Here is a 26,076-nt window from a genome sequence, read left to right as displayed (position 1 = left end):
ACTCATTTGGCAAACAGACCTAAAACAAAGACCCCGCCAGATAGCGGGGTCTTTGTTGGCAACCGATGTTGCGAATAGCTCGGTGATCAGCCGCGCTTGGCCTGCTTCTGGGCGATGGCATCAGCCACATCGGCCGGCTCCAGCACGATACCTTCCTGATCCGGAGTCGGGAACACGGCTACACAGAGTTCATCCTGCTCCATGCCGTCAATCCACCGCTCCAGCCACACCTTGAGGGTGATGGACTGTGGTTTGCAATCTGCCCACTCACCTTCGGCCCACGCCTTGGCGTACTCCGGGTGCGGCCATACCGGGATGCAATCTTCATCGTCGGTGGTCAGCATCATGACGCCATGCTCGTCAGTCAGGACGAACAGCTCTTCATGCTCGACCAGCTTGCTGATGAAGTGATCGTAACGGTAGTCAGCGTTCAGTTGCAGCGCGGCATTGCGCTCGGTGTCGCTCAGTTCATAGCTCATTGGCCAAGTCTCTCTCTCGATAAAGGGCGCCATGTTCACATCTTGTGGTCAGCTTGTCCAGCTTGCCGCCTCCTGACTCCCGTCGGGGAAACAGCAACGCTCATAAGGATAGAGCAGGGCGGCGAATAAAACGTTTCACCCACCTTCCAGACCGGATTAAAAGGTCGGGGTGATCAGCTCTACATCAGGTTGCTCGCTCAACTTCTGTCGCAGCCAGTAGGCAGACTCTACTTCGACGAAACAGAGTTGATCCCGACCGTCAGCCGCACTTTTCATCAACTGCTCAAATCGCTGCTGTTGTTGTTGCTCCCAGAGAGCGGCAAGCTTTTCGCCATGGGCCTCATCCACCACTTCGCGACGAAGTTCGAACAAATTATCTGTGATCGGGCTGTTGATCTTGCCCGCGCTATGCCAGTACATCTGCAAGTTGTCCATCATCTCGGTGTCGTAGTTGGCCAGCGCATCCAGCTCCGCAGTCGCCCCTTCCTGACCAGATATAAAATCGCACCAACCGGCATCGAGATTTGCCAGCTCGCGGGCGCGAGCCCCTTTAGCATGTTTGCGAAGATGGGTAATGTCGCCCCCCTTGCGGGCAGGTAGCCACACCTCTCCCTCATGGCCCTCCAACAAGGAGGTCAGCAAGGAGACTGGGTAAACAGGGAAAGTGGCGGTGTGTGAATGCAGCAGGGATACCAGCGTGATCTTGACCATGAGCAATACCTTGGACTGGGCGAACAGCCGCCAATGGACCGTCCGATATAAAGAATTCCCCTATCCTACCACGTTTGGTCCGGCTCGGCCCTTGGCGAAGCTGTCAGCCAACCATCTGATTACGCCGAAAAAAACAGCATTTGAAACGCAGCATCCAGCCAAAGATCAATAATTTGAGCCAGCGCCCACTAAAGTGGATCCGGGGATGCTAGTTTGCATACATCTTTAGCGTAAGGAGTAAATCCATGATTGGGATCGACCAGGTTTCTAACGAATTCGTGAACGATTTGAAAATACTGGCATGCTTTGATCCGGCCAACATGAGCCTAGGGATTAAATTACGCAGCGATATGTCTGAAGAGTTGTGCCAGGCGGCAGCCCGTCTGCACCAACAGGGGCTCATCAGCGCAGAAGATGGCGGCTATCTCACCCCGTTTGGCATGACCATGGTTGAACACCTGCAACATCTGCTGGTTGCACTCAAACCGCTTTGACCGGCTGTGGTGCCCAGAGCGAAAAGTTGAGTAGCTCCCAGCGCTCCCCTTGGTGAAGATGACAGGCAAACAGCAAAGGACCTTCGGGTCCTTTTACTTTGCCATCCACCAGCCACTCCCCCTCCCTTTCAGGCACCAGTCGCGCATTCACCTCATCGGGTTGCTGTGCAGTGCCCATCCGGACCTGGACGAATTGCTGGCAGATCACCTGCGCTTCCATCGCGGATTGAACCGGTACCGGCGCATCGGACGTCAGAGTCAAGGTGGCAGCAAGCAGGAGCGATAACAGCATGATTCAGCACATGGGAGTCAGTAGCAGAAGCCAGATAAACAAAAAGCCGTGGCACCAGAGGTACCACGGCTTTCTTAAATTCTGTAAGAATTACAGAGCGGTTACGTTCTCAGCCTGCGGGCCTTTCTGACCTTGGGTCACAGAGAACTGTACGCGCTGACCTTCAGCCAGGGTACGGAAACCGTTACCTTGAATGGCGCTGAAGTGAACGAAAACGTCCGGGCCGTTTTCTTGCTGGATGAAGCCAAAACCTTTGGTTTCGTTGAAAAACTTAACGGTACCGGTGATCATGTTAGACATATCTTTTAAACCTGTATTCAAAATAATTACTTATGCTTTTCAGCGGGTAAAGCTCAAAAAACGGGATTAACTTATGAACAACAGGACAAGATGTGAAACATCGTATTCATTGACATAACTATCGCCCTTTCAAGCTGGTTTGGATTATACGTGGCTTTGTAGATTACGCAAACAAATTTGTGCCCTGCCAACGGCAGGGCACAAACTGTTATAAGGTCGCTGCTTCCAACGCTTCGACCAGCGCTTTGAGAAAACGAGCCGCCTCCCCGCCAGTACAGGCTCTGTGGTCAAATGTCATCGACAGCGGCAATGCTCTGACGGGACGCGCTTCACCATGGATGAACACCACTTTTTCGAACAGTTTGCCTGCCCCTATGATGGCCACCTGCGGCGGCGTCACGATGGGGCTGGCATAGCGGCCTGCGATGGCGCCGAAGTTGGTGAGCGTAATGGTCGCCCCCTGCAACATCTCGCGCGGCACGGCGCGCGCCTTCACATCGGCGATCATCCGATCCAGCCCCTGCCGGATATCCGCCCCCTCCCGCTCGGCCACGTTCTCCATCACCGGCACATAAAGGCCATGCTTTGAATCCACCGCGATGGCTACATTGACCTCTTTGAACAGACGCCGTGAAAGGGTGTCGCCATCAAACCAGGCGTTCATCGAGGGCTCGGCGCGGCACGCCACGCCAATGGCCTTGATAAGGCGCACCGTCACATCCTCATCAGGCCGCCAGTGACGCAAATCCACCTCATCGGTGATGCTGACCGGCACCACAGTCTGATGAGAGAGCTCCATCGCCTTGGCCATGGCACGCCGCGACCCTTTGAGGAACTCGTTGCCGCTGCTCTGCTGTGACTCGAATGCCTGCTGCACATCCAGCTCGGTCACCATGCCGCCGCTGCCACTTCCCTTGATCCGGTCGATATCCAGACCCAGTTTTTGTGCCAGCAGGCGCACGGCAGGCATGGCTTGCACCAGCGCGCCACCCGGGGCAATGGCCCCCACCACGAAGTGATCCTCGATATGTTGCTGATGGGCGCTCACCTTGCCCACCACGGTGCCATCATCTTCGCCCCCCTCGAACTCCACCAGCGGCGCACCGATATGGAGGATATCCCCCTCGGCGCCGCAGAGACGGGCAATCACCCCGGCCACCGGAGAGGGCACATCCACCAGCGCTTTGGCCGTTTCCACCGACAAGAGCACCTGATCGACCGCAACGGTATCACCGGCACTCACCTTCCATTCGACGATCTCGGCTTCGGCCAACCCTTCACCCAGATCCGGTAATTTGAAAAATTTCATAGCCACTGGTTCTCCATCAGCTGATGAGCGGCATCGGCGATATCCTGCTCGGTGATGAGGTAATACGCCTCGTTGCGATAGTAGGGGACGGCGGCATCCACCCCGGTCAATCGTTTGGGTGGCGCCTTGAGGCTGGGAAGTGCCTGCTCGGTCACCCGCGCAACGATTTCGGCCCCGACCCCGAAGCTGCCACACGCCTCATGCACCACCAGTAACCGGCCGGTCTTGCGTACCGAGGTGAGGATGGTCTCCATATCCAGCGGCTTGATGGTGGCCAGATCCAGCACCTCGCACTGGATATCCTGCTCGGCCAGCAGGTTCGCCGCCCGCATCACCTCCTGGATGCAGGCCCCCCAGGCCACTACCGTGATATCCCGGCCCGGGCGCAGGGTGAAGCAGACATCCAGCGGCAGGCCGACACCGTCATCCACCACCTCGGATTTCATCGAGCGATAGATGCGGTCCGGTTCGAAAAACATCACGGGATCCGGATCGCGGATGGCCGAGAGCAGCAGGCCATAGGCGCGTCTCGGGCTGGAGGGGATCACTACCCTTAGCCCAGGGATATGGGCAAACAGCGCCTCGACGCTCTCGCTGTGATGTTCAGGCGAATGAATGCCCGCGCCATACGGGGAGCGATAGACGAGGGGACAGGAGAGGCGGCCACGGGTGCGGTTTCGCATCCGCGCCGCCTGACAGATGATCTGCTCCATCCCGGGAAAGATGAAGCCCTGAAACTGGAACTCAGCCACCGGCTTGAGCCCCTGGGTGGCCATGCCGACCGCCACCCCGGCGATTAATCCCTCGGCCAGCGGCGTGTCGATCACCCGCTTGAAACCGAACTTGTCGCGCAGGCCCACGGTGGCGCGAAACACCCCGCCGTTGACCCCCACATCCTCGCCGAGCACCACCACATCCGGGTCGTGCTCCATCTCGTAGTGAAGGGCCATGTTGACCGCTTCCAGCAAACTGATCTCACTCATGGCCAACCTCCTGCTTCATCCCCTTGGCAATCACTCGCTCGCGCTGGGGCACGAGTTCGGCGGGCAGGCTGGCGTAGTGATAATCGAGCATCGCCTCCGGCGGCTGGGGCGCCATCGCCTCATAACGGGCGACCGCCTGCTCTACCTCTCGGGTAGCCTCCGCCAGCAGGCTCTGCTCCTGCTCCTCATCCCACCACCCTTTGCTATGCATAAACTGGCGTAGCCGCTTGACCGGCTCTTTCGCCCAGGCGGCCTCGACCTCGGCCCCATCGCGATAACGAGTGGCATCGTCGGCCGTGGTGTGATCGCCGAGGCGATAACTGACCGCTTCTATCAGGGTCGGCCCCTTGCCGCTGCGGGCCCGTTCGACGGCACTGCGGGCGGCATCGTAGACCGCCACCACATCATTGCCATCCACCTGCAGACTGCGCACCCCGGCGCCAATCCCCTTCTGGGCCAGCGTAGGAGCGCTCGATTGCAGTTTGCGTGGCACCGAGATGGCCCACTGGTTGTTGTTGACGATGATGACCATCGGCAGGTGCCAGACACCGGCGCAGTTGAGCCCCTCCAGAAAATCCCCCTTGGAGGTACCGCCATCGCCGATGGTGACTACGGCAACCCGCGGTTGATTACGCAGTTTGAAGGCCGAGGCAATACCGCAGGCGTGGGTGATCTGGGTAGCGATGGGGACGCAGATGGGGAGATCTTCAGAGGGAGTCCCATCGGGTTTGAGAAAATAACTGCCCCGCTCGTCCCCCCCCCAATATTGCAGGTTTTTCTCCATCGGCACGCCCCGCACATAGAGGGTGGGCATGTCTCGATAGTAGGGAACGTAGACATCCTGCGGCTGCATGGCGAGACCAATGCCAATCCCCACGGCTTCTGCGCCGAGATGGGAGGGAAAAGTACCGAGTTTGCCGGTTCGTTGCAGCGCTATCGCTTTTTTGTCATAGCTGCGCACCATCACCATATTGCGGTAAAAGGTGTGCAGTATCGCCTTGTCCAGCCAGGTCGGTAAGGTGGCGACCGGGCACCCTTCCGCATCGAGGTAACGAAGGAAAGGGATGTCGACATGGGTCATAACTGGCTCCTTGCCGTTGTAGGCGTCACCGATGCTGGTGACACTTAGATGTAAATACCTTGTTAAATAAAAAGCAAAAGAATTTACTCAGGTAAGACCAGTAGAAACTTCTTTAAAGTAGCGAAGGAGCTGAATTTTCGGCGATGAGTGGCAAGGTATGCCGTAAATGGTGCAACTTTGCAGCACTGAATGCAGGATGCCAAATATTGAAAAGGGGAGCCTACTCCCCCTTCTGTTACTCAAGTTAGCGGTTACGCCAACCAGCAGTTACGCCAGCCAATGTTGCAGCTGGCGGGCCATGCCAGCTGGCAGCAAGTGAGCGCGACTCAACAAGCGGCTGCGCCAAGGCTCGGCCAGCAAGGTGGGGCAAATTCGCATCTCCCGTCCCCGGTCAGCCACGCGCACCAACCTGTCGACAAGAGTTTCCAGCGGCGGATGCGCCGACCAGTGGGGATACAGCTCGACAGTTGTGATATCGGCCAACTCGCACACCAGCTCCTCTTCCTCATCTCCCTTCCCAGCAACCATTGGCCAGGGGTGAAGCACCTGCAGCCAACCCGGCCTTGCCGCCTCCAGCAACTGACCCAGCGTCGGCTGCGCAAAGTGGGGATCCCCTGCGGCTTTGAGCAGATGGCGCGCCCCAGCCAACACCACCACGCCGCGGGCGGGAAGTGCAAGAAGATAGTCGGCCAGCGCCTGATCCCGCCCCCTGTTGTGCTGCTGCCATCGCTCCGGGCTCATCTCCTGCCACTCGAATAAGGGCTCGCAGAGATGCACCCGCAGCCGCATATGTGCAGGGCGCGCCAGATTGCTCTGGCGCAGAGCGGAAAAGAGAGCCGGAAACTCGGGGGCCATCCAAGCGGGAAAGGCACAGGAGTCGAGCCAGACCGGATAGAGCCGCGCCAGCGTCAGCGGCTCCCCTTGCCAGCGCACCTCACCCGCCAGCCAGGCATCGAGCAAGCCTTGATGGCGGCGGTTGCCGCACTCCAGCACCAGATCGGTCATGATTCCCCAGAGCGCCGGATCACACAGCCAGGCGTGCTGGCGCCGGATAAAATCCGGGTGCCAGTGCGGCTCCCCCAGCCCCACCAGCTTGCCCGCCTGCAAGGCTTCCCGGATGGCGGCAACCGGGGTCATGCATCCCCTTCCTGCCGGATGTGCGGTTGCTGCCCGACCCCATCGACCCGCTCACCAATAAGGGCGCCGATCTTTGCCAGCCAGTCGGGATGCACCATCTCCTGATGCAGACAGGGGAAGCGCTCATAGCGGGTCTCCCCTTTTGTCAGCGACTCCCAACCGCGTCCATCCAGCCAGGGCTGGCGAGAGGCTGACGCCTCGATAAAGATCACCTCCCCGTGGTAGCAGTAGTCGACCGGCTCACGGATGAGCCGGTTGTTGTGGCCCACCAGTTCAATCATGGCGATCACCACCTGCTCGTCGAGCATAGCCAGCGCACTCCCCTCCGCCCCCAATCGGGCCACCACGTCGCCCCGAGTGAGGGAATCGAGCGCCTCGTCCGCAACCGCAATGCCCCCCATCCGCAGCAGCGCATCGAGCATCCGCTGCTCGTCGGGCAACGGCTGGGTCTGCCACTGCTGGCACGGGTAGGCATCGAGCAGCAGCACCATGGCCACCTCCTGTCCCTGCTCTTGCAGCATGGCGGCCATCCGGTGCACCAGCATGCCCCCGAGGGACCAGCCGAGCAGCCAGTAGGGCCCCTCGCTCTGTTGACGACGCAGCTCGGTCACATAATCGAGCGCCAGCTCGTCGAAACTGGCGGGCAGCGGCGCATCCGGCTGACAGAGCGCCCGCGCCTGCAGGGCATAGACCGCCATGTCGGTCGGCAGATGGGGCACCAGTGGCGCATAACACCAGCCGAGGCCCCCTGCGGGGTGGACGCAAAAGAGGGTGGGGCACGATGTGCCAGACTGCGTACCATGCGCCCGCAGAGGCAACAGCATAGGCATCGCCTCCCGCTCGCCGCCAAGACGACGCGCCAGCTGGGCTGGGCTCGGCGCTTCGAACAGACTGGCCAAAGTGAGCGCCTGTCCGGTCGACTCTTCAATACGCACCACCAGCTGCGCCGCCAGCAGGGAATGGCCACCGAGGGCAAAGAAGTTATCGTCGGCGCCGACCCGCGCCAGCCCCAGTATCTCGGCGAAGAGGCGACAGAGGCGCTCCTCCAGCAAGGTTTTCGGCAGTGACTGACCCACCGCCGACGCCATGTCGGGCAGCGGCAGCCCCTTGCGATCCAGCTTGCCATTGGGAGTGAGCGGCAGCTCGGCCAGGTTTACCAGGAGCCCCGGCACCATATAGTCGGGCAGCACGGCGCCAAGGGCAGGTGTAAGCTCGGCCAGCGTCAGATCTCTGCTATCTGCGGCCACCACATAGGCCACCAGACGACGATCGCCGGGGGCAAATTCGGGGGCCAGCACCACCGCTTGCGCAACTCGGGAATGGCGCAGCAGCACCTGCTCGATCTCCTCCAGTTCGATGCGCTGGCCGCGGATCTTCACCTGAAAATCGAGGCGCCCCAGATACTCGATGGCGCCATCCTCGCGCCAAGCGGCCAGATCGCCGCTGCGATAGAGCCGTCCCGCCCCGAAGGGATTGGCAATAAAGCGCTCGGCGGTGAGCTCAGGCTGACCAAAGTAGCCCTCCGCCACCTGCACGCCGCCGATCCAGAGCTCCCCCGCCACACCGGGGGGCACCGGCTGCAAACAGGGGTCGAGAATGTGGATACAGGTATTCCAGACCGGATAGCCGATGGGCACGCTGGTTACCGCCTCGTCTGCCCGGCAGGGATACCAGGTGACATCCACCGCCGCCTCGGTCGGGCCATAGAGGTTGTGCAAGGGGGCTGAGAATGTCCCATACCAGCGCTGCACCAGATCCGCGGGCAGCGCCTCGCCGGAGCAAAATACCTGCCGCAGGGCGCGGCAACGGGCAGGCTCGGCCTGAGTGACAAAGATCTGCAGCATGGAGGGGACAAAGTGCAAGGTGGTGATCCCGGCCTGCTCAATCAGCTCGGCAAGGTAGGCGGGATCCTTGTGGCCGCCCGGTTTGGCGAGCACCAGCCGCGCCCCGGTCATAAAGGGCCAGAAAAACTCCCAGATGGAGACATCGAAACCGGCCGGGGTCTTTTGCAGCACCCGATCCGACGGGCCGATGGGATACATGTGCTGCATCCAGAGCAGCCGGTTGACGATGGCGCCATGGCTCACCACCACCCCTTTTGGCCGACCGGTCGAGCCGGAGGTGTAGATGATGTAGGCCGCATCTTCCGGTTTGGGGGCTGGCAGATCACAAGGTGCTACCGCCGCCAGCTGCTCTGCCACACCGGGGGCATCAAGGCAGACAAGTGGCGCGGCCACGTCGGGCAGCATCTGAAGCGTATTGCTGGTCAACACCAGCGCAGGATCGCTGCTGGCGAGAATGTAGCCAATCCGCTCCGCCGGATAGTCCGAGTCAACGGGCACGTAGACGGCACCTACCGCCATGATGGCCTGCTGGGCGAGAATAAGCTCAGGAGCGCGCGGGATCACCACCGCCACCCGACAACCGGGGCCCACGCCCCTTCCCGCCAGATAGCTGGCCAACTGGCGGGTTCGCTGGCGCAGCTCGGCCACACTCCAGCGCTCGGCGCCACACTCCAGCGCGATGGCGCTCTGATCTGCCGCCGCTAGCCCCTCGGCCAGCAGTGCACTCAGGGTGGTAGTCGGCAACGGATGGTCGGTTTGGTTCCAGCGCGCCAGCTCAGCCTGCTCGCAAGGCAGCAACAGCGGCAAGCGCACCGCCAGGGCTTCGTCATCCGCCTCACTCCAGGCCGCCAGATAGGCGACCAGCCGGGCCAGATGACGTTCGCTCTCCTGTTGGCTGAAGCGCCCCTGATGTGCTTCGAGGGTCAGGGTCATCGCGCCAGCCTCCTCGACAAAGTAGAAGGCGCACTCCTCCACCGGCCCCGCCGCCAGCACCTGCACCTCGCCACGAACCTGGTTGTGTCCTTCACCAAAGCTGAGGGTTCGGGCAAAGGGCATCAGATTGACCTGAGGGCCAAACAGCGGCTGGCCCGGCTGGCGCTGCTGCAACCACTCCTGACGGCAGCCCTGATGACGGCGCAGGGCGGCAAATTGCCGCTCGACCTGTGCCAGCAACTCTCCTACCCGGCTGGTGCCGCTCAGTTCAATGCGCAGAGGCACCACATTGACCTTCATGCAGGGAGTATCGGCCGCCGCTGAGCCCAGCCGCCCCATCAGCGGAATACCCAGCACCACCTCGCCAGCGCCGCTCATCCGCTGCACATAGCTGGCCACCGCCGCCAGCAGCAGGCTGTAGGGGTGACAGGCCGAGCGACTCGCCCGCTCTACCAATGCCTGCCACTGGCGGCCAGAAAGCCGCTGCTCAAGACGATAGGTGGGGCCCGGCCCTTGCGCCGGACGGCGGGAGAGCGACGCCGGGTTCTCCACCCCGGCCAGCTGCTGCACGAAGAAATCGCGATCCCGCGCGGCGCGCGGCGAATCCTGATAGGCAGCCTCTTCGGCCAACAACGCCTGCTGAGTCGCATAACGGCAGGGGGCTGGCTGCTCGCCCGCACAAAGCGCCTCATACCAATTTGCCACCCGCTGGCAGAGCAAACTCAGGCCAAAGCCGTCGATGGCGATATGGTGCACGGCAATAAACCAGGCCCACTGCTCCTCACCAAGGCGATAGAGGGTAGTGGCAAACAGCGGCCCCCCGGCCAGATTGAAGGGAAGGGCCAGCTGCGCACGCATCTCGGCCTGCGCGGCGGCGAGTGGATCGGCTTCGCTGCGCAGATCCCGCTCGGTCAGTTGCCAGCAGGCGGGATTGGCCACCATTTGCGGGCCATCGGCAGTGGCCACAAAGGCACAATGCAGACCGGGGATCTCGTCGATGGTCTGGCGCACCGCTCGGGTGAAGTGATGGGGAGCCAGCGCCCCTTCCAGCAGCCAGTATTCGCCGGTATTGCAGGCTGGGCTCTGTGGGTATTTTTGCTGGGCAAACCAGATGCCCGCCTGAGCAGTGGTAAGCGGCCAGCACGGGTGATCACCACGCTGGTGGGTGGCGCGCATCGCCATTGTCTGTTCCATGGGAATGTCCTTGCGCAAACATCGAGCGGGCAGCGGCTTGCCCCTGCCCGCATGGCTGAAAAGCGAGGAGGCCTGGCCTCCTCCATGAAGAAGGTGTCACGCCTGCCAGATTGGCGGCGCGCGGGCTAGACCCCCAATGTGGCACCGCCATCGACCACCAGATCCTGGAGGGTGATATGGCTGGCGGCATCAGAGGCGAGAAACAGCACGCAGGCTGCCACCTCGTCGGGTGTCCCGAGCTTGCCAAGGGGGATCCCCAGCTTGAACTGCCCGGGCAGGCCCGCGATAGTGCGCTGTTCTCCCTCCCGTTGCTCAGCCTCCCCCTCCTGCCACATGCCGTACAGCATCGGGGTTCGGGTCGAGCCCGGCGACACCAGATTGCAGCGCACCCCATAGGGGGCGAGTTCCAGCCCTGCCGTTTGGGTGAGGCTGGTCAGCGCCGCCTTGGAGGCGCCATAGATGCCCATCCCCACTCGTGGCACCCGACCGGCATTGGAGGAGACATTGACGATGGCGCCCCTGCGCCGCCCCTGAAACCAGGGGGTCAGGGCCCGCATCAGGTAGAAGGGGGCGAAGGTGTTGATGGCGAAGGTGCGCTGCAAGAGGGCGTCATCCACCTCATCGAGCCTGCCGGTCGCCAGTACGCCGGCGACATTGACCAGCACATCGGGCCCCAGCCCCTCATCCAGCAGCTGTTCGCAGCAGCGGGTCACGGCCTCGCTATCACTCACGTCGATAGTCACCCCCTTCACGTTGCCGGGCAGCGCCTCGGCCAGTTGCAGATCGAACGCCACCACGCTGGCCCCCGCCTCGGCAAAGGTACGCGCCACCGCATGGCCAATCCCCTGCGCCGCGCCGGTTACCCAGACGGTTCTACCTTGCCACTCGCTCATGGGGTGCACTCCGGTTCGCTGACGTGAACTTCGTTGACCTGATAAGCCGTGGCCTGACTGACATTGGGTTGACTGACATTAAGCTGACGGGAGAGGAGATCCCACCAGTGAGCCAGAGTCGGCGTGCGGGCCAGCTCGGCCAGCTCCACCACCAGCCCCTGCTGCCGCCACTCCTCCACCAGCCCCATCACCGCCAGCGAGTCGAGACCGTAGTCGAGCAGGTTGTCATTCTCGGCAGGCTGCTCCTGCTGCATCTCGGCGGGCAGCCGCGCCAGCACCTGAGCACGTAGTGACTCGCGAGTCAGGGGGCGCTTGCTGGCCGCCATCACCTCGGCCACGGTAATCACCCGACCGGCATTGCGGCTGACGTAGGAGAGCGCCAGCAGATGATCCTCGCGGGAGAAATCGGCGATGGCATCAGCCACCAGGAAGGGGCGGATATCGCGCATAAAGGCATCGACCGCCGTCTGCATCACCCCGATATGGCCATAGATGCCGCAGATCACCAGCTGATCCCGCCCCCATCCGTCCATCAGCTCCGCCAGCGGTGAGCGGCAAAAAGCGCTGTAGCGCCACTTGGTCAGCACCGTATCCTGCGGCTCGGGGGCCAGCGCCGGGACGATTGGTTGGCGCTCCGGCGCTCGGGTCAATCCGGGCCCCCACATGTCGTTGAGCAGCGCCCGATCGGCCTGGCTCTGCTCGGCGGGTTGGGCGGTATAGACCACCGGCATGCCAAGAACTCGCGCCTGACGGATCAGGGTGGCGATATGGTCGATAACCTGATTGATCAGCGGATTGCCCGCCCCGTAGAAATCGACGAAATAGTGCTGCATATCGTGGACCAGCAAGGCGGCACGGCCCGGTTCGAAGGGCCAGTTCACCCGCCCGGTTGGCAGCTCTTCTGCGGTAGGCAGCGGATAGGCGGCGAGGGATTGAATGGTCATGCACACTCCTTGGCGAGCTGCTCGCGCAGCGTCTGTTTGTCTATCTTGCCGACCGGGGTGTGGGGCAGTTGCTCCACCAGCACCAGGCGATCGGGCAGTTTGTAATCGGCCACCCCCTGCTCGCGCAGGAAACGGCGCAAGCGGGGCAGATTGAGGGGCTCACGGCACATCAAAAAGGCGCAGCTGCGCTCCCCGAGCATGGGATCAGGCATGGCGACCAGCGCTGCCTGCCGCACCTCCGGGTGGGTCAGCAGCAGCTCTTCAATCTCGAGGGCGTCGATCTTCTCCCCGCCCCGGTTGATCTGATCCTTGTTGCGCCCCACCACCATCAGATGACCGCTGGGCAAGCGGCAGACCAGATCGCCGGTGCAGTAGAAACCGTCCCGGTCAAAAGCCCGCTGATTGTGGGCATCAGCCTTGAAGTAGCCGCGAAAGGTGTAGGGGCCACGCGTCCAGAGCTCGCCGCACTCGCCATCGGGCAAGGGGCGTCCGTCGCTATCCCGCACCTCGACCTCGTCGCCCGGGCTCATCGGGCGGCCCTGGGTATTGACGATGTGCCACTGGTCATCCTCGATGCGGGTGTAGTTGACCAGCCCCTCGGCCATGCCGAACACCTGCTGCAAGCGGCAACCAAGGCGGCTCGCTACCGCCTCGGCATGAGCCGGGCTGAGGCGCGCACCGCCCACCTGCACACACTCCAGAGAGGTCTGCGGATAGTGGCTGGCCGCCTCCAGCCAGAGCGCCAGAGCCGGTGGCACCAGCGCCGCCCAGTTGACCTGATGGCGCTGCACCAGCGGCAGACAGGTTGCAGCAGAGGGATCCTTTGCCAGCACCACGCAGCCACCGGCATAAAACACTCCGAGTGCCCCGGGGGAGCTCAGGGGAAAGTTGTGGGGCGCCGGCAGGGCGCAGAGATAGATCACCCGCTCATCCCAACCACACACCGCCACGCTCTGGCGCACGCTGTAGCCATAGTCATCGTGGGTACGGGGGATCAGTTTGGGGGTGCCGGTACTGCCGCCGGAGAGCTGGAAAAAGGCGACCTGATCTGCCGGGGTAGGAGTTGGCGCAGTGGCCGCCAGCGGCGAACCATCAGCACGAGCCATGGTTTCAGATTGAGGCCATGCAAATCCTGACTGAAGATCGGGGCCTTCAGCCTGCTCGAACAGCAGTGTCTGACAGGAGGGCTGTACCAGCGCATCAAGGACCGCAAGGCTTCCCGCTTCACCGGCAAAGCCGGGATGAGAGGGACTGAGTACCAGCAAGGCGGGCTCAATCTGGCGGGCAAAGGCCACCAGCTCGCGCCGCTGATGGCTGTAGAGGGCGTGCACAGCCACCACTCCGCAGCGGATCAGGGCAAACCAGCAGATATAGAACTCGGCGCAGTTGGGCAACTGAACCAGCGCGGTATCGCCATGACCCAGCCCGCGCGCTGCCAGCCGCGCCGCCAGCGCATCGACCTCACGCTTTAACTGGCCATAACTGAGGGTACGCTCGCCGCAAATCAGGGCCGTGCGCTCGGGATAACGTTCGGCGGAGTCATCGAGCAGGGCGGTGAGCGGTTGCCCACGCCACCACCCTTGCGCACGGTAGTGGGCTGCCAGCTCTACAGGCCAGGGGGTAAAGGGCACCAGCGGCTTCATGCAGTTACCTCCGGCTCCCGGCTCTCGAGGCCAAACGCCCGCAGCATGGTGCCGAGTTTGGCGGCTGTCTCCTGCCACTCCGCTTCCGGCGAGGAGCCCACCACCACCCCGGCGCCGGCATAGAGCCGCAGTTGCCTGCCGGCCAGCACGCCACAGCGGATGGTGACAACCCACTCGCCATTGCCATCGGCATCCATCCAGCCGACGGCGCCACAGTAGAAGCGGCGATCGTACCCCTCGAGCCGGGCGATGGCCTGACGCGCTGCCGAGAGCGGCGTGCCGCACACCGCCGGTGTCGGGTGTAGCGCCAGCGCCAGAGCCAGCACGGGAGATGGCTCATGGAGCCGCCCGGCGATGCGGGTCGAGAGGTGCCACATGATAGGAGTGGCGATCACCTGCGGCTCCGGGGGGACGTCCAGCTCGCGGCAGAAGGGAGCGAGGGCCTCAGCGACCGCATCGGCCACCAGCGCATGTTCATAGCGATCCTTCTGCGCCCCCAGCAGCTCGTCACTGGCTGCATCTTGATCGGGAAAAGCGAGGCGCGGACGGGAGCCCGCCAGCGGATTGCTCACCACCGCCATCTCGTTGCGTGATACCAGCAGCTCGGGGCTGGCACCAAGCAGGGTCTCCCCCTCCGGCAGCGGGATCTGGAACACATAGGCACCCGGATTCTGAGCCAGCAGAGAGCCAAAGGCGTGTGCAGGGGAGGTCTGCTCTGCGCTCTGCACGTCGATGGCGCGCGACAGCACCACCTTCTCAAGCTGACCCTCGCTAAACTGCTGCAGCGCTGCCCGCACCGCCCCCTGATAGTGGGCTGAGCCGGTCACTTCACTCACCTCGCCATGGAGCTGGCAACAGCGGGCGGGCAACATCGCATCCCTTGCGACCCACTGCGATTGCGCCGGGATCACCAGATGCCAGGGGGATTGGGTATCAAACGGAATGGCGCCGATGGCGATGGGATTGATCATCCCCTGCTGGCGCAACTGACGCAGATGGGCGAGCAGCGTCTCCGGCTGGATGCCGGTAAAACTGTCGTGGATACCGGAGGCGACAAGTACCCTGTCACCGCTGGCAAAACAGCACACTTTATCCAACCCGACCGCTGTGGCGGGCCACTCTCCTTCCAGTGCATGGTCACACATGACGGTGCTACTCCTTGGAATGAATCACTGCCTGACACGACTTAAGGTGAGTCATTTGACTCACCAGATATCAGGGTGAACGGCATCCTAACAAGGAGCGAAAAAACGATCAATACAAATGAGAATCAATTTCATTAACTTCTTTTTAGTCAAAAGAGAGTGACGAACGAAACTGAGCTTCGCCGATAAAAAAGGGTTGCGATCGGAGCAAATTCAATTTGATAATGATAACGCTTATCATTTGTATATTATGGAAGATGTAAATAATGAAATCCTCAACCTCCCGTTTTATTGCTCCCAGCCTGCTGGCCACCACCATCGTCACTCTGCTGACCCAGCAAGCGATCGCCGCCAGCAACGCCCCTCAAGCCGATGAGGTGATCACCGTCACCACCACGGCGCACAATACCCGCTCGGCACCGGCCTCTATCTCTGTCATCACGGCCGAACAGATCGCCGCAGCGCCGGTCAATGACCTTGCCGACCTGCTGCGCCACGAAGTGGGCATTCAGGCTGAAGCTGACACCAATGGCCGCAGCGATATCGGTATTCGTGGCATGTCCGGCAAGTACACCCTGGTACTGGTGGATGGCAAACGCCTCTCCTCCTCCAATGCCCTGTGGCGCGGCGGCAACTTCGACAACACCCCGGTCCCCCTTGGCATGATCCAGCGGGTCGAGGTGATCCGTGGTCCCATGTCAGCACTTTACGGCTCCGATGCCATCGGTGGTGTCATCAATATCATCACCAAACAGCCGGGCAAAACCTGGCAAGGGGCGGCTGATGCCGACTTCAAGGCCATCGAGGGCAAGGATGGCGGCGATCAGCACAGGACCAACCTGGGCTTTACCGGCCCCCTGACCGACAACCTGCTGATCCGGATGAACGGCGAGGTGTATGACCGTCAAGCCTGGACCCCCACCGAAGCTGCTGACGGCATCCCCCTTATCGAAGCCAAACAGACCCGCAACTTCGCCTCTACCCTGAGCTGGCTGGTGGATGAGCAACAACGCTTCGAGCTGGATTACCTCTACAACCAGGATGAGCGGCCTCTCGATATCTTCCGCAAAACCGGCAACAAGGTGCACAGCCGCCAGCAGCAAAACGATCGCAACCTGTTTGGTCTGACCCACAAGGGGAACTGGAGCTGGGGTGACACCACCGTCATGGCCAACTATGAAAGCTCCCAGATCGACGACTTCAACACCAGCTACTCTGCCCCGCAACAGCGGGAGCTGGAAGAGAACACCTTGACCCTCAAGGGCTATACCAACCTGGCGCTGGCCAACCACTACCTGACCCTGGGTGGTGAATATCTGGATCGGGAGCTGGTGGATGCGGTGAGCTACAAGGATATCGGCGGCAAAGAGAGTCACTCCCAGGAGGCGCTGTTCGCTCAGGACGAGATCGGCCTGACCGACAGCCTGACCTTCACGCTGGGCGGCCGTTACGATCACCACGAGATCTACGGCAGCCACTTCACCCCGCGCGGCTATCTGGTCTATGAGATGAACGATGTGGTGACAGTGAAAGGCGGTGTCAGCCAGGCCTTCAAGGCACCGGCGCCGCACCAGTACTCCAACGGTTACAGCATCGAGAGCTGCGGCGGCAGCTGCCGCATCTATGGCAGCGACAAGGTCAAGCCGGAAACCAGCACCAACTACGAGCTGGGTGTCATCGCAGGAGAAGGGATCTGGGAAACCAGCGCCACCCTCTTCTACTCCGACATCGACGACATGCTCACCTTCAAGCAGTTGCCGAACTCCACTGACCGCACCTGGTACAACCTGGAGAAGGCCACCACCAAGGGGCTGGAGCTGACCGGCAAGCTCGATCTGACCGACGATATCAACCTTGGCGCCAACTACACCTACCTCAAGGCGGAAGGCGATCAGGGTCAGGCTCTGCCCGAGCGGCCGGAGCACAAGGCCAACGCCAAGATCACCTGGCAGGCCACCGAGCGGGTAAATGCCTTTGTCGGCACCACCTACACCGGCACCCAGTTTGCCGAGCAGACCGTCAACAAGGTTGTCGTACTGCACAAACTGCCCAGCTATCAAACCTTCGATCTCGGCACCGGCTTCAAGGTCACCGAGAACTTTGACCTGCGACTGGGGATCAACAACCTGACCGACGTGCGCCTGCAAGAGAAAGATACCCTCTTCCAGAACGTCGAACCGGGTCGCAGCTACTACGTCAGCGGCTCAGCCCGCTTCTAAAGTAGCCAAGGCCGATATAACAGAGCGCGGGCTCATGCCCGCGCTCTGTTAACCAAGAGAATAAGGGGAAGATCCCCACTGGACAGCAAAGAGCATGCAGATTTCCATTTTCATCAGGATCGCTCATGTTCACCTCACTTCTGAATGCTTCACCCCTTGCCACCCTGCCCACCCCTGACGAGATGTTAAAGGCCAGACCCTGTCCGGCACGGCTCGCTCGCCAGATCGCACGCAGCCGCCAGCAAGCCCGCCATATTCTGCAGGGAGAGGATGATCGCCTGCTGCTGGTGATCGGCCCCTGCTCCATTCACGATCCGGCAGCCGCCCGCGACAATGGTGGCCGGCTGGCTGAACTACAGGGCCAATACGGGGAGCAGCTGCAACTGGTGATGCGTACCTATTTCGAAAAGCCGCGCACGACGCTCGGCTGGAAAGGATTTATCTTCGATCCCGACCTCGATGGCAGCGATCGGCTGGAAAAGGGCCTATCGCTGGCCCGGGAGTTACTTCTGGCCCTTGGACAGGAAGGGCTCGCCTGTGCCACCGAATTTCTCGATCTCACCAGCATGCTCTATCTGGGGGATCTCATCAGCTGGGGCGCTATCGGTGCCCGCACCACCGAATCCCAGCTCCACCGCCAACTGGCCTCGGCCCTCCCCTGCCCCATTGGTTTTAAAAACGGCACCGACGGCAATATCCGGATCGCGGTCGAGGCGATCCTCGCCAGCCGGGCGGCCCACCTCTATACCCAACCTTCCGGTGATGGCCAGCTGGCACTGGTGCGCAGCCATGGCAACCCCGACTGCCACCTGATCCTGCGAGGTGGCCGCCAGCCCAACTATCAGAGCAATCATGTGACAGAGGCTGGCGAACTGCTGCGCCAGCATCATCTGTCACCCCGGCTGATGATCGATTGCAGCCACGGCAACAGCCAGAAGCAGCATGCCCGCCAGCTGCTGGTTGCCCGTGACATTGCCGACCAGCTGGGTGCTGGTAGCCATGCCATCGCCGCCATCATGGTGGAAAGTTTTATCTGCGAAGGGCGTCAGGATATCGGCAGCAAACCGCTGCGCTACGGCCAGTCGATCACCGATAGCTGTATCGGCTGGGAACAGACAAGGCGGCTGCTCGATATGGTGGCAGAAGGGGTGGAGGCACGCCGCCAGCAGCGGATCGCCCTGGCGGGATAAATGGCGGATTAGAGAGATAACTCAGAAAACAGTGTGGCCCCGATGGGGCCACCTTGTTGTTCGCTGTTTGACGCACGTCAGGCGACTGACTCACGCTCCACCAGCTGGGCTTCAAACTTGAGCGCCAGGCCGTCTACCGGCTTGTGATCGAGCAGGCGCAGCGCCAGTTCGGCAGCGCGGCTGCCCATCTCCTCGATGGGGTAGCGCACCGTGGTGAGCTTGGGATAGATGTAGCGGGCGTAGGGGATATCGTCGAACCCCACCACCGACACCTGCTGCGGGATCTTGTAACCCCGCTCCAGCAGGCAAGAGATCGCCCCCGCCACCATGCCGTCGTTGAAACCGAGCACGGCCGTGAACTCGACACCACGGGCCAGCAGTTCACTCATCGCCACATAGCCGCCATTTTCGTCGGCAAAGGCGCGGCTGACGAGTGCAGGATCAAAGGCGATCCCGGCTCTGGCCAGGGTCTGGGTGTAACCGGCCATCCGCTGCTGACCATCGACAAACTCTTCATCATCGGAGGTGATAAAGGCGATGTTGCGATGACCGGCATCCAGCAAGTGCTGGCACGCGGTGGTGATCCCCGCCTGGTTATCGAGCCAGACGCAGCGATCCTCAAAGCCCGGCACCTGACGGTTGATAAACACGATGGGGGTAGAGCCTGCCGCCAGCTCGCTCAGCTCCTCGTCCGGGAGCGCCTTGCTGTGGAGGATCAGCGCATCGCACTGGCGCTGCAGCAGCGCCTGAATGGCATGACGCTCGCGCGCGATATCGTGGTTGCCAGACATGACGATGGTGAACTTGTTGGCCTGATCGACCATGGTTTCGATGCCACGCATCATCTGGGCAAAGAAGGGGCCGCCGCAGAGGTCGCCAACCAGCACGCCAATGCAGTTGGAACGCTTGCTGACCAGTGCCTGGGCAAAACTGTTGGGTCGAAAATTCAGTTCCTTCATGGCCGCCAGTACGGCCTCACGCTTTTCCGGTGCTACCTGTGCCGTGTTATTGATAACCCGCGACACGGTGGAGATAGACACATTTGCCAGCTGAGAAACGTCTTTAATCGTTGCCACTATCCATTCCTTTATTGTGGGGGAACCTGTCGGTGCCGACGCCTGAGTATACCCTGCGGCCTGATGCAATTCCCGGAGCCAGGTCACCAGGCATGTTTCCTTTGGTAACAAAACCTTACCCGATGATACCCGGCAGCAAGGAAATTTGAAAACAGGGGCCGGCTGGCGGCCCCCGACTCAATAGGCGTGATTGAGCTCCCGCTCCGACATGAAGCGCAGCGGCTGCTGCAGCTTGTGCTGATAAATGAGATCGAACGACAACACGTTTTGTACGTAGTTGCGGGTCTCCTTGTAGGGGATACTCTCGACCCACACGTCCATCGGCTTGTTGTCACTCTGCTCTCGCCAGCGTTTTACCCGTCCCGGCCCGGCGTTGTAGGCGGCCGCCGCCAGGATCCGGTTGCCATCATAGACATCCAGCAAGCGCTTGAGATAAGCGCTCCCCAGACGAATATTCATCGTCGGATCAAACAGTTGCTGCTCGTTGCGATAGGGCACCCCCAGCTTGCCGGCAGTCTCTTTGGCAGTAGCAGGCATCAGTTGCATCAGACCGCGCGCCCCCACCGGCGACTGGGCCAGCGGATAGAGGGCACTCTCCTGACGGGAGATGGCATAGAGCAAACTGGTGTTCATGGTGCGCTCTTGCGCCATCTGGGAGAAGGTGCGTTTGAGCGGCAGCGGGAAGCGCAGGTCGAGGGCATCCCACGCTTCGGCGCGAATGCTGGCGAGAATGGCCAGCTCGTGCCACCCCTGATTGAGGGCGATATGACCAAACTCGATGCGCTGGGCCACCGGATTGCGATCCATGTTGTGGATCCACTCCGAGCGGGCCGCCGCAATCTCGTTCATCGAGAGCAATTCGCGCACCCGCAACAGGAAGGGCCAGCGCTGGCTGGCCGTGCGCCAGTCCGGTACATGCTTGACGCTCTGGTTCTTGATGCGATAGGGCACGCCGGTGCGCTGGGCGGCCATGAAACCGTAGAAACCGCGCAGGTTGGCGGTCTCCAGATAGAGATCCCGCGCCGGTTTTTGCTGCCCCTGCACCTCAAGGGAGCGCGCCATCCAGTAGCGCCAGCGATCCTCTTTCTGACGGGCCATCGGCATCATCTTCACCCAGCCGGAGAGGCCACGCCAATCCTGCTCCCAGATGGCCAGTCGCGCCCGCAGCTCGGTAATGTCGGGATCCGCCAGCTTTTTCACCGTGCTGTCGACCCAGCTACGCTGGGCAATGGAGCGATCCAGCAGCAGGCGGCGGGCAATGGCACGTTCTACCGGTTTCACCTCGGCCTGGGTCAGGCCGAAACGGCTGCGAAACAGCGCAAGCTGGCGCAGCACCGACTCCGGCTCCTGATTGGCATAGCGGGTCAAACCGAGGGAGAGCAGCTTGCGAGAATAAGGATTGCTGCTGAAATAGGCCGGGTTCATCGCCTTGGCAGGCTGCTCGAACAGGGTCACCATCTGATCGCCATAGCTTTGCAAGCCGCTACCCAGGGTTGCGCCAAGGTGGCGGATCAGGTTGGGGTTTTCCGCCTCGAACGCCAGCGTCATCCGCTGCCAGATCTTCTCCTGGGTTCGCTGACCGGATGCCTGCCACAGCTGGAACAGCGGGGAGCAGGCATCGGGACGGGATTGACCGCTCATCCAGATCTTGCCCGCCCCCTGCAACGCCTCTTTCGGCTTGCCGGTGTAATAGAGCGCCTGATAGTGCATGCAGAGCAGATCGGTGGAGCTCGGCTTGGCCGGATAGAAGCGCAGGAACTGCGACCACTGCTGGCTCTGGGCCAGATAGGTCAGATAGCTGCGCTCCAGCCGGTTGGACTGGGGGGTATCTCCATGCTGGCGGATAAAGCGGGTCACATCGTTGTAATCCGCCGCCCCCGGACGAAAGGCGAGCTGATAGTAATCGAGGTAAGGGAGCAGGGGGTAATGGGTCAACCGGGCACGAATTTGCTGGAAACGGGCCTGATCATTGGCCCGTACGGCGTCATACGCCTGACGGTAGAGCGTCTGGTCGGCAGTCTGCGCCATCAGGGTCGGCACGAACAGCGCCGACAAAACAATTCCCCATACAGCTTTCACTGAGCATCTCCATTGAGGGCAATACACCGCCCGCTGGCGGTGGGTCTACTGCCTCTCATTCTACCCGTTGCCGGGCAGCGCTACAGCGGGGAGCAGGGACTATTTTTCTGCCTCGCTCAGCTGCATTTCACGCAGTTGCTCCGGTCTGGTCAGCCGCTGTACATATTTCTCCAGATAGGGCACCGGCAGCGGCTTGGAGGCGAGATAGCCCTGATAGAAACTGCACCCCTGCGCCTTGAGAAACTCCAGTTGCTGGCGGGATTCCACCCCTTCCGCCGTGACGTTGAACCCCATATGTCGAGCCATGGCGATCACCGCCTCGACGATGGCCATGTTGTCGCCATCTTTCGGGATGTCCTGAATGAAGGAGCGGTCGATCTTGAGCTCATCGGCAGGCAGCCGCTTGAGGTAGCTCAGGGAGGAGTAACCGGCGCCAAAATCGTCGATGGCAAAGCTGATGCCGAGCTCCTTGAGCTCGGTCATCTTGCTGATGGTGTCCTCGGCATGACCCAGCACCACGGACTCGGTGATCTCCAGATTGAGGCAGGCCGGATCCATGCCGGTTTGCGCCAACACATCGTGGATCCGCTCGACAAAATCGGTGGCATGGAACTGCTTGGCACTGACGTTGACCGAGATCTGCGGAATGTGGATGCCGTTTTCCTCCCACAGCACATACTGGGCGCACGCCTCGTGCAGCACCCAGTTGCCGATATCGACAATCAGGTCCGTCTCCTCGGCAATGGGAATAAATTCGGCCGGCGAGACCAGCGAGCGACCGGCTGGCTGCCAGCGAATGAGCGCCTCGACACCAATGATATCGCCGCCATCGACCATATGCTGGGGCTGATAGTAGAGGGTCAGCTCTTGCTGGCTGAGGGCGTTGCGCAATTCGTTGTGAATGAGCAGACGGCGATCCGCCTGCTGCTGCATCGAGGCATCGAAGAAGCGACGGGTCTTGCGGCCAGCGGACTTGGCCTGATACATGGCGGTATCCGCCTGCTTGAGCAGATCATCGACCCCCTGCTCCCGATCCGGAAACAGGGTAATGCCGACGCTGGCACCGATGTGCAGCACCTGCCCCACATAGGTATAAGGAGCGGCAATCTCGGTGATGAGCCGCTCGGCAATGATATCGGCCTGCATCTCCGCCTGGGGCGGGCTGGCCGAGAGCGATGGCAGCAACAGAACAAACTCGTCACCACCGAGGCGGGCCAGACAATCCCCCTGTCGCACCAACCGTTTGAGACGGGCGGCGACCTCCTTGAGCAGCCAGTCACCGGTGGCGTGGCCGAGGGAGTCGTTGATGGTCTTGAAGTGATCGAGATCGATAAAGAGCAGCGCGCCAATCAAGCCATCGCGGGTCGCCTCGTTGAAGGCCTGCACCAGAGTCTCGTGGAGCTGACGGCGATTGGGCAATCCGGTCAGCTCGTCGTAATAGGCGAGATCCTGAATGCGTCGCTCGGCCGCCTTGCGCTCGGAGATATCCTCGAAGCAGATGACAAAGTGGCTGATCACCCCCTTCTCGTCCTGCACCGGCGTCACTATCTCCCACTGGGGATAGGTGTGACCATCGACATGGCGACGCTGGGTCTCCCCCTGCCAGCGGCTGAGGGTATTGAGCTCGTAGCCGAGCCCCCCCAGATTTGGCCAGAGATCCTCTTCCAGATGCAGGCCCAGCACCGACTGGCTGTCAAAGCCGGTGATCTGACTGAAGGCGTTGTTGACCCGCAGGATCTTGAACCCCGGATCCGTGATGATGATCCCTTCGTGGGTCTCGAATGCAACGGCAGAGAGGCGCATCTGGGCATCGGATTGCAGACGCTCCAGCTCGGCCACCATCCGTACCGAGAAGGTATTGAGCACCGAGGTGAGATTGCTGGTATCTGCCGGGGCCGAATAGAGCAGCGCCAGATGGCCCAGAAGTTGGCCTCTGGCATCAAACAGCGGCTGACCGTAGTAAGTCTGCCCGGCCGCCAGCCAGGGTTGATACTCCTGCGACTCATCGATCACCTCGAAACAGATGGCCCCTTGCTTGTAGAGCTCCTGACAGGGGGAGCCCGCCAGCGGATAGTCCTTCTGCGCCAGCCCGTCGGCGGCCAGTACTTTGACCCGATCTGCACCGCACAACTCACCCACCCAGACCGCATCCACCTTGAGGATATGAGCCAGCTGGCTAACCAGGGTATTGAAGAAATCGAGCCCGGTGCGGGCAGAGAGCGCCTGCGCCAACTGGGTGAGCAGGGTGGTTTGCAGCAATGGCAAAGAGAGGTTGAGGGAGGAGACTGCACTGTTGGCGGTATCAAGAGGGGCCAGCCAGCCACAGCAGATCTGCTGGGTGGGCACAAACTGACCGCTCCAGAGCACATGGTTGAGCTGCCCCTGATCATCTTTCAGATGACCGATAAACTGTTCAGGCAGATGTGATTCATGAAGCCGGACGAGAAAGTCGGCAAAGCCTGCCTCGTCTTCCGGTAACAAGCTAGCGGCCCAGGGATGATTGCCCTCCCCTTGCCACTGCTGGTAGGCCCCCTGATCAGAGAGACTCCACTGATCATGCTGCCGATCGAAAAACCACATGACTTGCGTGGCCTGCTGCTTCATTTACCACTCCAACACAACAACCAACCACGTTTGATGTCCAATCAGGCATAGCAACGCCCCCTGCATCCGCTCATCAGATCAGAGGTTGCGAGGAAAGAGTACAAACATGCGATATCAAGCAGTGGAAACCGGACATGAGGTCGACACGAAGTGCTGCCAAGAAGGGACAGAAACGATCCTATTCCCGTCATACTGCCTGCCAGTTTCATGGAGCTCAAGCTGTTTTTGGCACGAAACCGGAAAAGATCACAATTTATAAGTTGCTGAATAGCCAAGGGAAGGTTATGTGACATGGATCACATTTCAATCTTTACCAATGAGTAATCTGAAGGTGAAGACACAAGCAAGACGACCCGAAGGGGGCCAATATGAAAATCGAAATTACCAGCAAAATCATCGACATCACCCCGGCTATCCGCGAGCGCATCGAATCCCGTTTTGAAAAGCTCGAACGTCTTCAGGTGCCTCTCATCACACCCCATGTGATTGTTTCCAAAGAGCGTCTGATGTTCACTGTCGAAGCCAGTGCTGGCATCCCCAACGGCAAACTGTTTGCCCAGGCAGAGCATGAGGATCTCTACGCCGCCATCAACGAACTGGGGCAAAAACTGGAGCGCCAACTCAACCGTCACACCGAAAAGCCGATTGCCCGTCGTGCCAATGCCGCGCTCAAAGAACAGCCGCAACCGGATGAAGCTGACGCTTGATAGCATGCCGCAAGGCTAAAAATTCCAAAGAGCATAAAGGCGGGGTTACCCGCCTTTTTGTTGCCTGTGATTTTCCGACAAGCATCGCGTTACACCAGTGAACAGGCGCCATCAACTAAGCCAGTGCAACCGGGTATCCACCCCCTCTTGCAAACGATCGAGGATCGGCAGCAATACCAGCGGATCCTCCTGCCTCGGCACATCGGCCAGCTTTCCTTGCAACCGCTCCCGCGCCAGCGGTGACAGGTTGTCGTAGACAGCCTCATCCAGCAAGGATTGCTTGACCGCCAGCGGCGGCGTTTGCAGCGCCAGCCAGAGCCGCACATCCACCATGCTTCCCCCCTGTTGCAACCGCTCATTGATGGCACTGCAGTCACTCCCAGCCCCTTCAGCCACCAGCACCTCTGCCGGTCTCAGGTCAAAGTGCATACGCCAGTCACGGCTCTGGGAAGTGGCCGCCGGTTTGGCATCAAACCAGGGCTGCTCCTCCACCGCGTCGGTCAGCAGGGCCAGATGCAACCGGAAATCCGCCCGATCGCCATGTTGCAGGTCACGGTTGAGGCGCTGTCCCAACTGGCCCTCATCGACGAGCAGGTGATTACGGATTGAACTGGGCAGCATGAGATAACTCTCGAAAATGGCGATTTCACTGGTTATCGGCCACAAATCCAATTCTTTTAATGGAAAAATCCTGCTTGGGGGTTCACAAAACCGGAAGATCTGTTAGTATGCGCCTCGCACTTGTGGAGGGGTTCCCGAGCGGCCAAAGGGATCAGACTGTAAATCTGACGGCTCTGCCTTCGAAGGTTCGAATCCTTC

General features: G+C 61.0%; 22 protein-coding genes. 5 read left to right on the top strand and 17 right to left on the bottom strand.

Annotated elements, in window-relative coordinates; genetic code table 11:
• Positions 1–86: 86 nt before the first annotated feature.
• Complete coding sequence (locus G5306_RS00110) at positions 87–479, bottom strand: DUF2750 domain-containing protein (RefSeq protein ID WP_005344491.1); 393 nt, start codon at positions 477–479, stop codon at positions 87–89.
• A gap of 156 nt (positions 480–635) precedes the next feature.
• The gene (locus tag G5306_RS00105) at positions 636–1,190 is read right to left on the bottom strand and encodes a hypothetical protein (protein WP_227340850.1); all 555 of its coding nucleotides are present in this window, start codon (positions 1,188–1,190) and stop codon (positions 636–638) included.
• Here G5306_RS00105 and G5306_RS00100 point away from each other — a divergent pair.
• Positions 1,189–1,362, top strand: coding sequence for a hypothetical protein (locus G5306_RS00100; protein ID WP_227340851.1), 174 nt, complete (start codon positions 1,189–1,191; stop codon positions 1,360–1,362). The two genes, G5306_RS00105 and G5306_RS00100, sit on opposite strands and share 2 nt — an antisense overlap.
• A gap of 73 nt (positions 1,363–1,435) precedes the next feature.
• A complete protein-coding gene (locus G5306_RS00095) occupies positions 1,436–1,684 on the top strand; it encodes a TIGR02647 family protein (protein WP_005334209.1) in 249 nt (82 codons plus the stop codon).
• Here G5306_RS00095 and G5306_RS00090 read toward each other — a convergent pair.
• From G5306_RS00090 to G5306_RS00040, 11 genes are all read right to left on the bottom strand, one after another.
• Positions 1,671–1,976 carry a hypothetical protein gene (locus G5306_RS00090; RefSeq protein ID WP_421312006.1) on the bottom strand — a complete coding sequence of 102 codons (306 nt, stop codon included), beginning with the start codon at positions 1,974–1,976 and terminating at the stop codon, positions 1,671–1,673. The genes G5306_RS00095 and G5306_RS00090 overlap by 14 nt on opposite strands.
• Before the next feature lie 90 nt (positions 1,977–2,066).
• Entirely contained in the window at positions 2,067–2,276 is a 210-nt protein-coding gene (locus G5306_RS00085) for a cold-shock protein (protein ID WP_005302803.1), read from the bottom strand.
• A gap of 208 nt (positions 2,277–2,484) precedes the next feature.
• Entirely contained in the window at positions 2,485–3,585 is a 1,101-nt protein-coding gene (locus tag G5306_RS00080; protein WP_421254860.1) for a dihydrolipoamide acetyltransferase family protein, read from the bottom strand.
• On the bottom strand, positions 3,582–4,568 hold the full coding sequence (locus tag G5306_RS00075) for an alpha-ketoacid dehydrogenase subunit beta (protein ID WP_021231077.1): 987 nt from the start codon (positions 4,566–4,568) through the stop codon (positions 3,582–3,584). Before G5306_RS00075 ends, G5306_RS00080 begins: the two co-directional genes overlap by 4 nt.
• Entirely contained in the window at positions 4,561–5,649 is a 1,089-nt protein-coding gene (gene pdhA, locus G5306_RS00070; RefSeq protein WP_041209832.1) for a pyruvate dehydrogenase (acetyl-transferring) E1 component subunit alpha, read from the bottom strand. Before pdhA ends, G5306_RS00075 begins: the two co-directional genes overlap by 8 nt.
• Before the next feature lie 267 nt (positions 5,650–5,916).
• A complete protein-coding gene (locus G5306_RS00065; protein ID WP_421312004.1) occupies positions 5,917–6,786 on the bottom strand; it encodes a hypothetical protein in 870 nt (289 codons plus the stop codon).
• A complete protein-coding gene (locus tag G5306_RS00060) occupies positions 6,783–10,757 on the bottom strand; it encodes an amino acid adenylation domain-containing protein (protein ID WP_421312003.1) in 3,975 nt (1,324 codons plus the stop codon). Before G5306_RS00060 ends, G5306_RS00065 begins: the two co-directional genes overlap by 4 nt.
• Before the next feature lie 125 nt (positions 10,758–10,882).
• Entirely contained in the window at positions 10,883–11,650 is a 768-nt protein-coding gene (dhbA, locus tag G5306_RS00055; protein WP_421312002.1) for a 2,3-dihydro-2,3-dihydroxybenzoate dehydrogenase, read from the bottom strand.
• A complete protein-coding gene (locus G5306_RS00050; protein ID WP_421312001.1) occupies positions 11,647–12,594 on the bottom strand; it encodes an isochorismatase family protein in 948 nt (315 codons plus the stop codon). Before G5306_RS00050 ends, dhbA begins: the two co-directional genes overlap by 4 nt.
• Positions 12,591–14,237 (bottom strand): (2,3-dihydroxybenzoyl)adenylate synthase, encoded by a 1,647-nt coding sequence (locus tag G5306_RS00045; protein WP_421312000.1) that lies wholly within the window; start codon positions 14,235–14,237, stop codon positions 12,591–12,593. The genes G5306_RS00050 and G5306_RS00045 overlap by 4 nt, the downstream gene beginning before the upstream one ends.
• On the bottom strand, positions 14,234–15,382 hold the full coding sequence (locus tag G5306_RS00040; protein ID WP_421311998.1) for an isochorismate synthase: 1,149 nt from the start codon (positions 15,380–15,382) through the stop codon (positions 14,234–14,236). The genes G5306_RS00045 and G5306_RS00040 overlap by 4 nt, the downstream gene beginning before the upstream one ends.
• Before the next feature lie 266 nt (positions 15,383–15,648).
• Here G5306_RS00040 and G5306_RS00035 point away from each other — a divergent pair, with 266 nt between their 5' ends.
• Positions 15,649–17,601, top strand: a complete 1,953-nt coding sequence (locus G5306_RS00035; RefSeq protein WP_337072978.1) for a TonB-dependent receptor domain-containing protein — start codon at positions 15,649–15,651, stop codon at positions 17,599–17,601.
• Positions 17,602–17,726: 125 nt separating this feature from the next.
• Positions 17,727–18,791 (top strand): 3-deoxy-7-phosphoheptulonate synthase, encoded by a 1,065-nt coding sequence (locus G5306_RS00030; protein WP_421311997.1) that lies wholly within the window; start codon positions 17,727–17,729, stop codon positions 18,789–18,791.
• Positions 18,792–18,868: 77 nt separating this feature from the next.
• Here G5306_RS00030 and G5306_RS00025 read toward each other — a convergent pair whose 3' ends face one another.
• The 3 genes from G5306_RS00025 to G5306_RS00015 all read right to left on the bottom strand — a co-directional run bounded on the left by G5306_RS00025 (position 18,869) and on the right by G5306_RS00015 (position 24,550).
• Complete coding sequence (locus G5306_RS00025; RefSeq protein WP_040066127.1) at positions 18,869–19,867, bottom strand: LacI family DNA-binding transcriptional regulator; 999 nt, start codon at positions 19,865–19,867, stop codon at positions 18,869–18,871.
• A gap of 177 nt (positions 19,868–20,044) precedes the next feature.
• Entirely contained in the window at positions 20,045–21,946 is a 1,902-nt protein-coding gene (locus G5306_RS00020; RefSeq protein ID WP_040066126.1) for a transglycosylase SLT domain-containing protein, read from the bottom strand.
• A gap of 99 nt (positions 21,947–22,045) precedes the next feature.
• Positions 22,046–24,550 (bottom strand): putative bifunctional diguanylate cyclase/phosphodiesterase, encoded by a 2,505-nt coding sequence (locus tag G5306_RS00015; protein ID WP_421204641.1) that lies wholly within the window; start codon positions 24,548–24,550, stop codon positions 22,046–22,048.
• Positions 24,551–24,918: 368 nt separating this feature from the next.
• On the opposite strand from G5306_RS00015, the gene hpf reads away from it, so the two are divergent.
• A complete protein-coding gene (gene hpf / locus G5306_RS00010; protein ID WP_005334257.1) occupies positions 24,919–25,257 on the top strand; it encodes a ribosome hibernation-promoting factor, HPF/YfiA family in 339 nt (112 codons plus the stop codon).
• Positions 25,258–25,368: 111 nt separating this feature from the next.
• Here hpf and G5306_RS00005 read toward each other — a convergent pair whose 3' ends face one another.
• Positions 25,369–25,878 carry a VC2046/SO_2500 family protein gene (locus G5306_RS00005; protein WP_216977409.1) on the bottom strand — a complete coding sequence of 170 codons (510 nt, stop codon included), beginning with the start codon at positions 25,876–25,878 and terminating at the stop codon, positions 25,369–25,371.
• Positions 25,879–26,076 lie beyond the last annotated feature (198 nt).

Origin of the sequence: Aeromonas sp. 603404, from assembly GCF_049171775.1 — a bacterium.
Classification (GTDB): domain Bacteria; phylum Pseudomonadota; class Gammaproteobacteria; order Enterobacterales; family Aeromonadaceae; genus Aeromonas; species Aeromonas veronii_A.
Note: the sequence above shows the minus strand (reverse complement) of the source record. Positions and strands in the feature narration are given on the sequence as shown.

What these genes read in the sequence shown, in the direction of transcription:
- G5306_RS00105 (WP_227340850.1), bottom strand. Translation starts at nt 1,190, where the DNA reads ATGGTCAAGATCACGCTGGTATCCCTGCTGCATTCACACACCGCCACT.
- G5306_RS00045 (WP_421312000.1), bottom strand. Translation starts at nt 14,237, where the DNA reads ATGAAGCCGCTGGTGCCCTTTACCCCCTGGCCTGTAGAGCTGGCAGCC.
- G5306_RS00015 (WP_421204641.1), bottom strand. Translation starts at nt 24,550, where the DNA reads ATGAAGCAGCAGGCCACGCAAGTCATGTGGTTTTTCGATCGGCAGCAT.
- G5306_RS00005 (WP_216977409.1), bottom strand. Translation starts at nt 25,878, where the DNA reads ATGCTGCCCAGTTCAATCCGTAATCACCTGCTCGTCGATGAGGGCCAG.
- G5306_RS00065 (WP_421312004.1), bottom strand. Translation starts at nt 6,786, where the DNA reads ATGACCCCGGTTGCCGCCATCCGGGAAGCCTTGCAGGCGGGCAAGCTG.
- G5306_RS00040 (WP_421311998.1), bottom strand. Translation starts at nt 15,382, where the DNA reads ATGTGTGACCATGCACTGGAAGGAGAGTGGCCCGCCACAGCGGTCGGG.
- G5306_RS00030 (WP_421311997.1), top strand. Translation starts at nt 17,727, where the DNA reads ATGTTCACCTCACTTCTGAATGCTTCACCCCTTGCCACCCTGCCCACC.
- G5306_RS00035 (WP_337072978.1), top strand. Translation starts at nt 15,649, where the DNA reads ATGAAATCCTCAACCTCCCGTTTTATTGCTCCCAGCCTGCTGGCCACC.
- G5306_RS00080 (WP_421254860.1), bottom strand. Translation starts at nt 3,585, where the DNA reads ATGAAATTTTTCAAATTACCGGATCTGGGTGAAGGGTTGGCCGAAGCC.
- G5306_RS00075 (WP_021231077.1), bottom strand. Translation starts at nt 4,568, where the DNA reads ATGAGTGAGATCAGTTTGCTGGAAGCGGTCAACATGGCCCTTCACTAC.
- dhbA (WP_421312002.1), bottom strand. Translation starts at nt 11,650, where the DNA reads ATGAGCGAGTGGCAAGGTAGAACCGTCTGGGTAACCGGCGCGGCGCAG.
- G5306_RS00050 (WP_421312001.1), bottom strand. Translation starts at nt 12,594, where the DNA reads ATGACCATTCAATCCCTCGCCGCCTATCCGCTGCCTACCGCAGAAGAG.
- G5306_RS00090 (WP_421312006.1), bottom strand. Translation starts at nt 1,976, where the DNA reads ATGCTGTTATCGCTCCTGCTTGCTGCCACCTTGACTCTGACGTCCGAT.
- G5306_RS00095 (WP_005334209.1), top strand. Translation starts at nt 1,436, where the DNA reads ATGATTGGGATCGACCAGGTTTCTAACGAATTCGTGAACGATTTGAAA.
- pdhA (WP_041209832.1), bottom strand. Translation starts at nt 5,649, where the DNA reads ATGACCCATGTCGACATCCCTTTCCTTCGTTACCTCGATGCGGAAGGG.
- G5306_RS00085 (WP_005302803.1), bottom strand. Translation starts at nt 2,276, where the DNA reads ATGTCTAACATGATCACCGGTACCGTTAAGTTTTTCAACGAAACCAAA.
- hpf (WP_005334257.1), top strand. Translation starts at nt 24,919, where the DNA reads ATGAAAATCGAAATTACCAGCAAAATCATCGACATCACCCCGGCTATC.
- G5306_RS00060 (WP_421312003.1), bottom strand. Translation starts at nt 10,757, where the DNA reads ATGGAACAGACAATGGCGATGCGCGCCACCCACCAGCGTGGTGATCAC.
- G5306_RS00100 (WP_227340851.1), top strand. Translation starts at nt 1,189, where the DNA reads ATGAGCAATACCTTGGACTGGGCGAACAGCCGCCAATGGACCGTCCGA.
- G5306_RS00110 (WP_005344491.1), bottom strand. Translation starts at nt 479, where the DNA reads ATGAGCTATGAACTGAGCGACACCGAGCGCAATGCCGCGCTGCAACTG.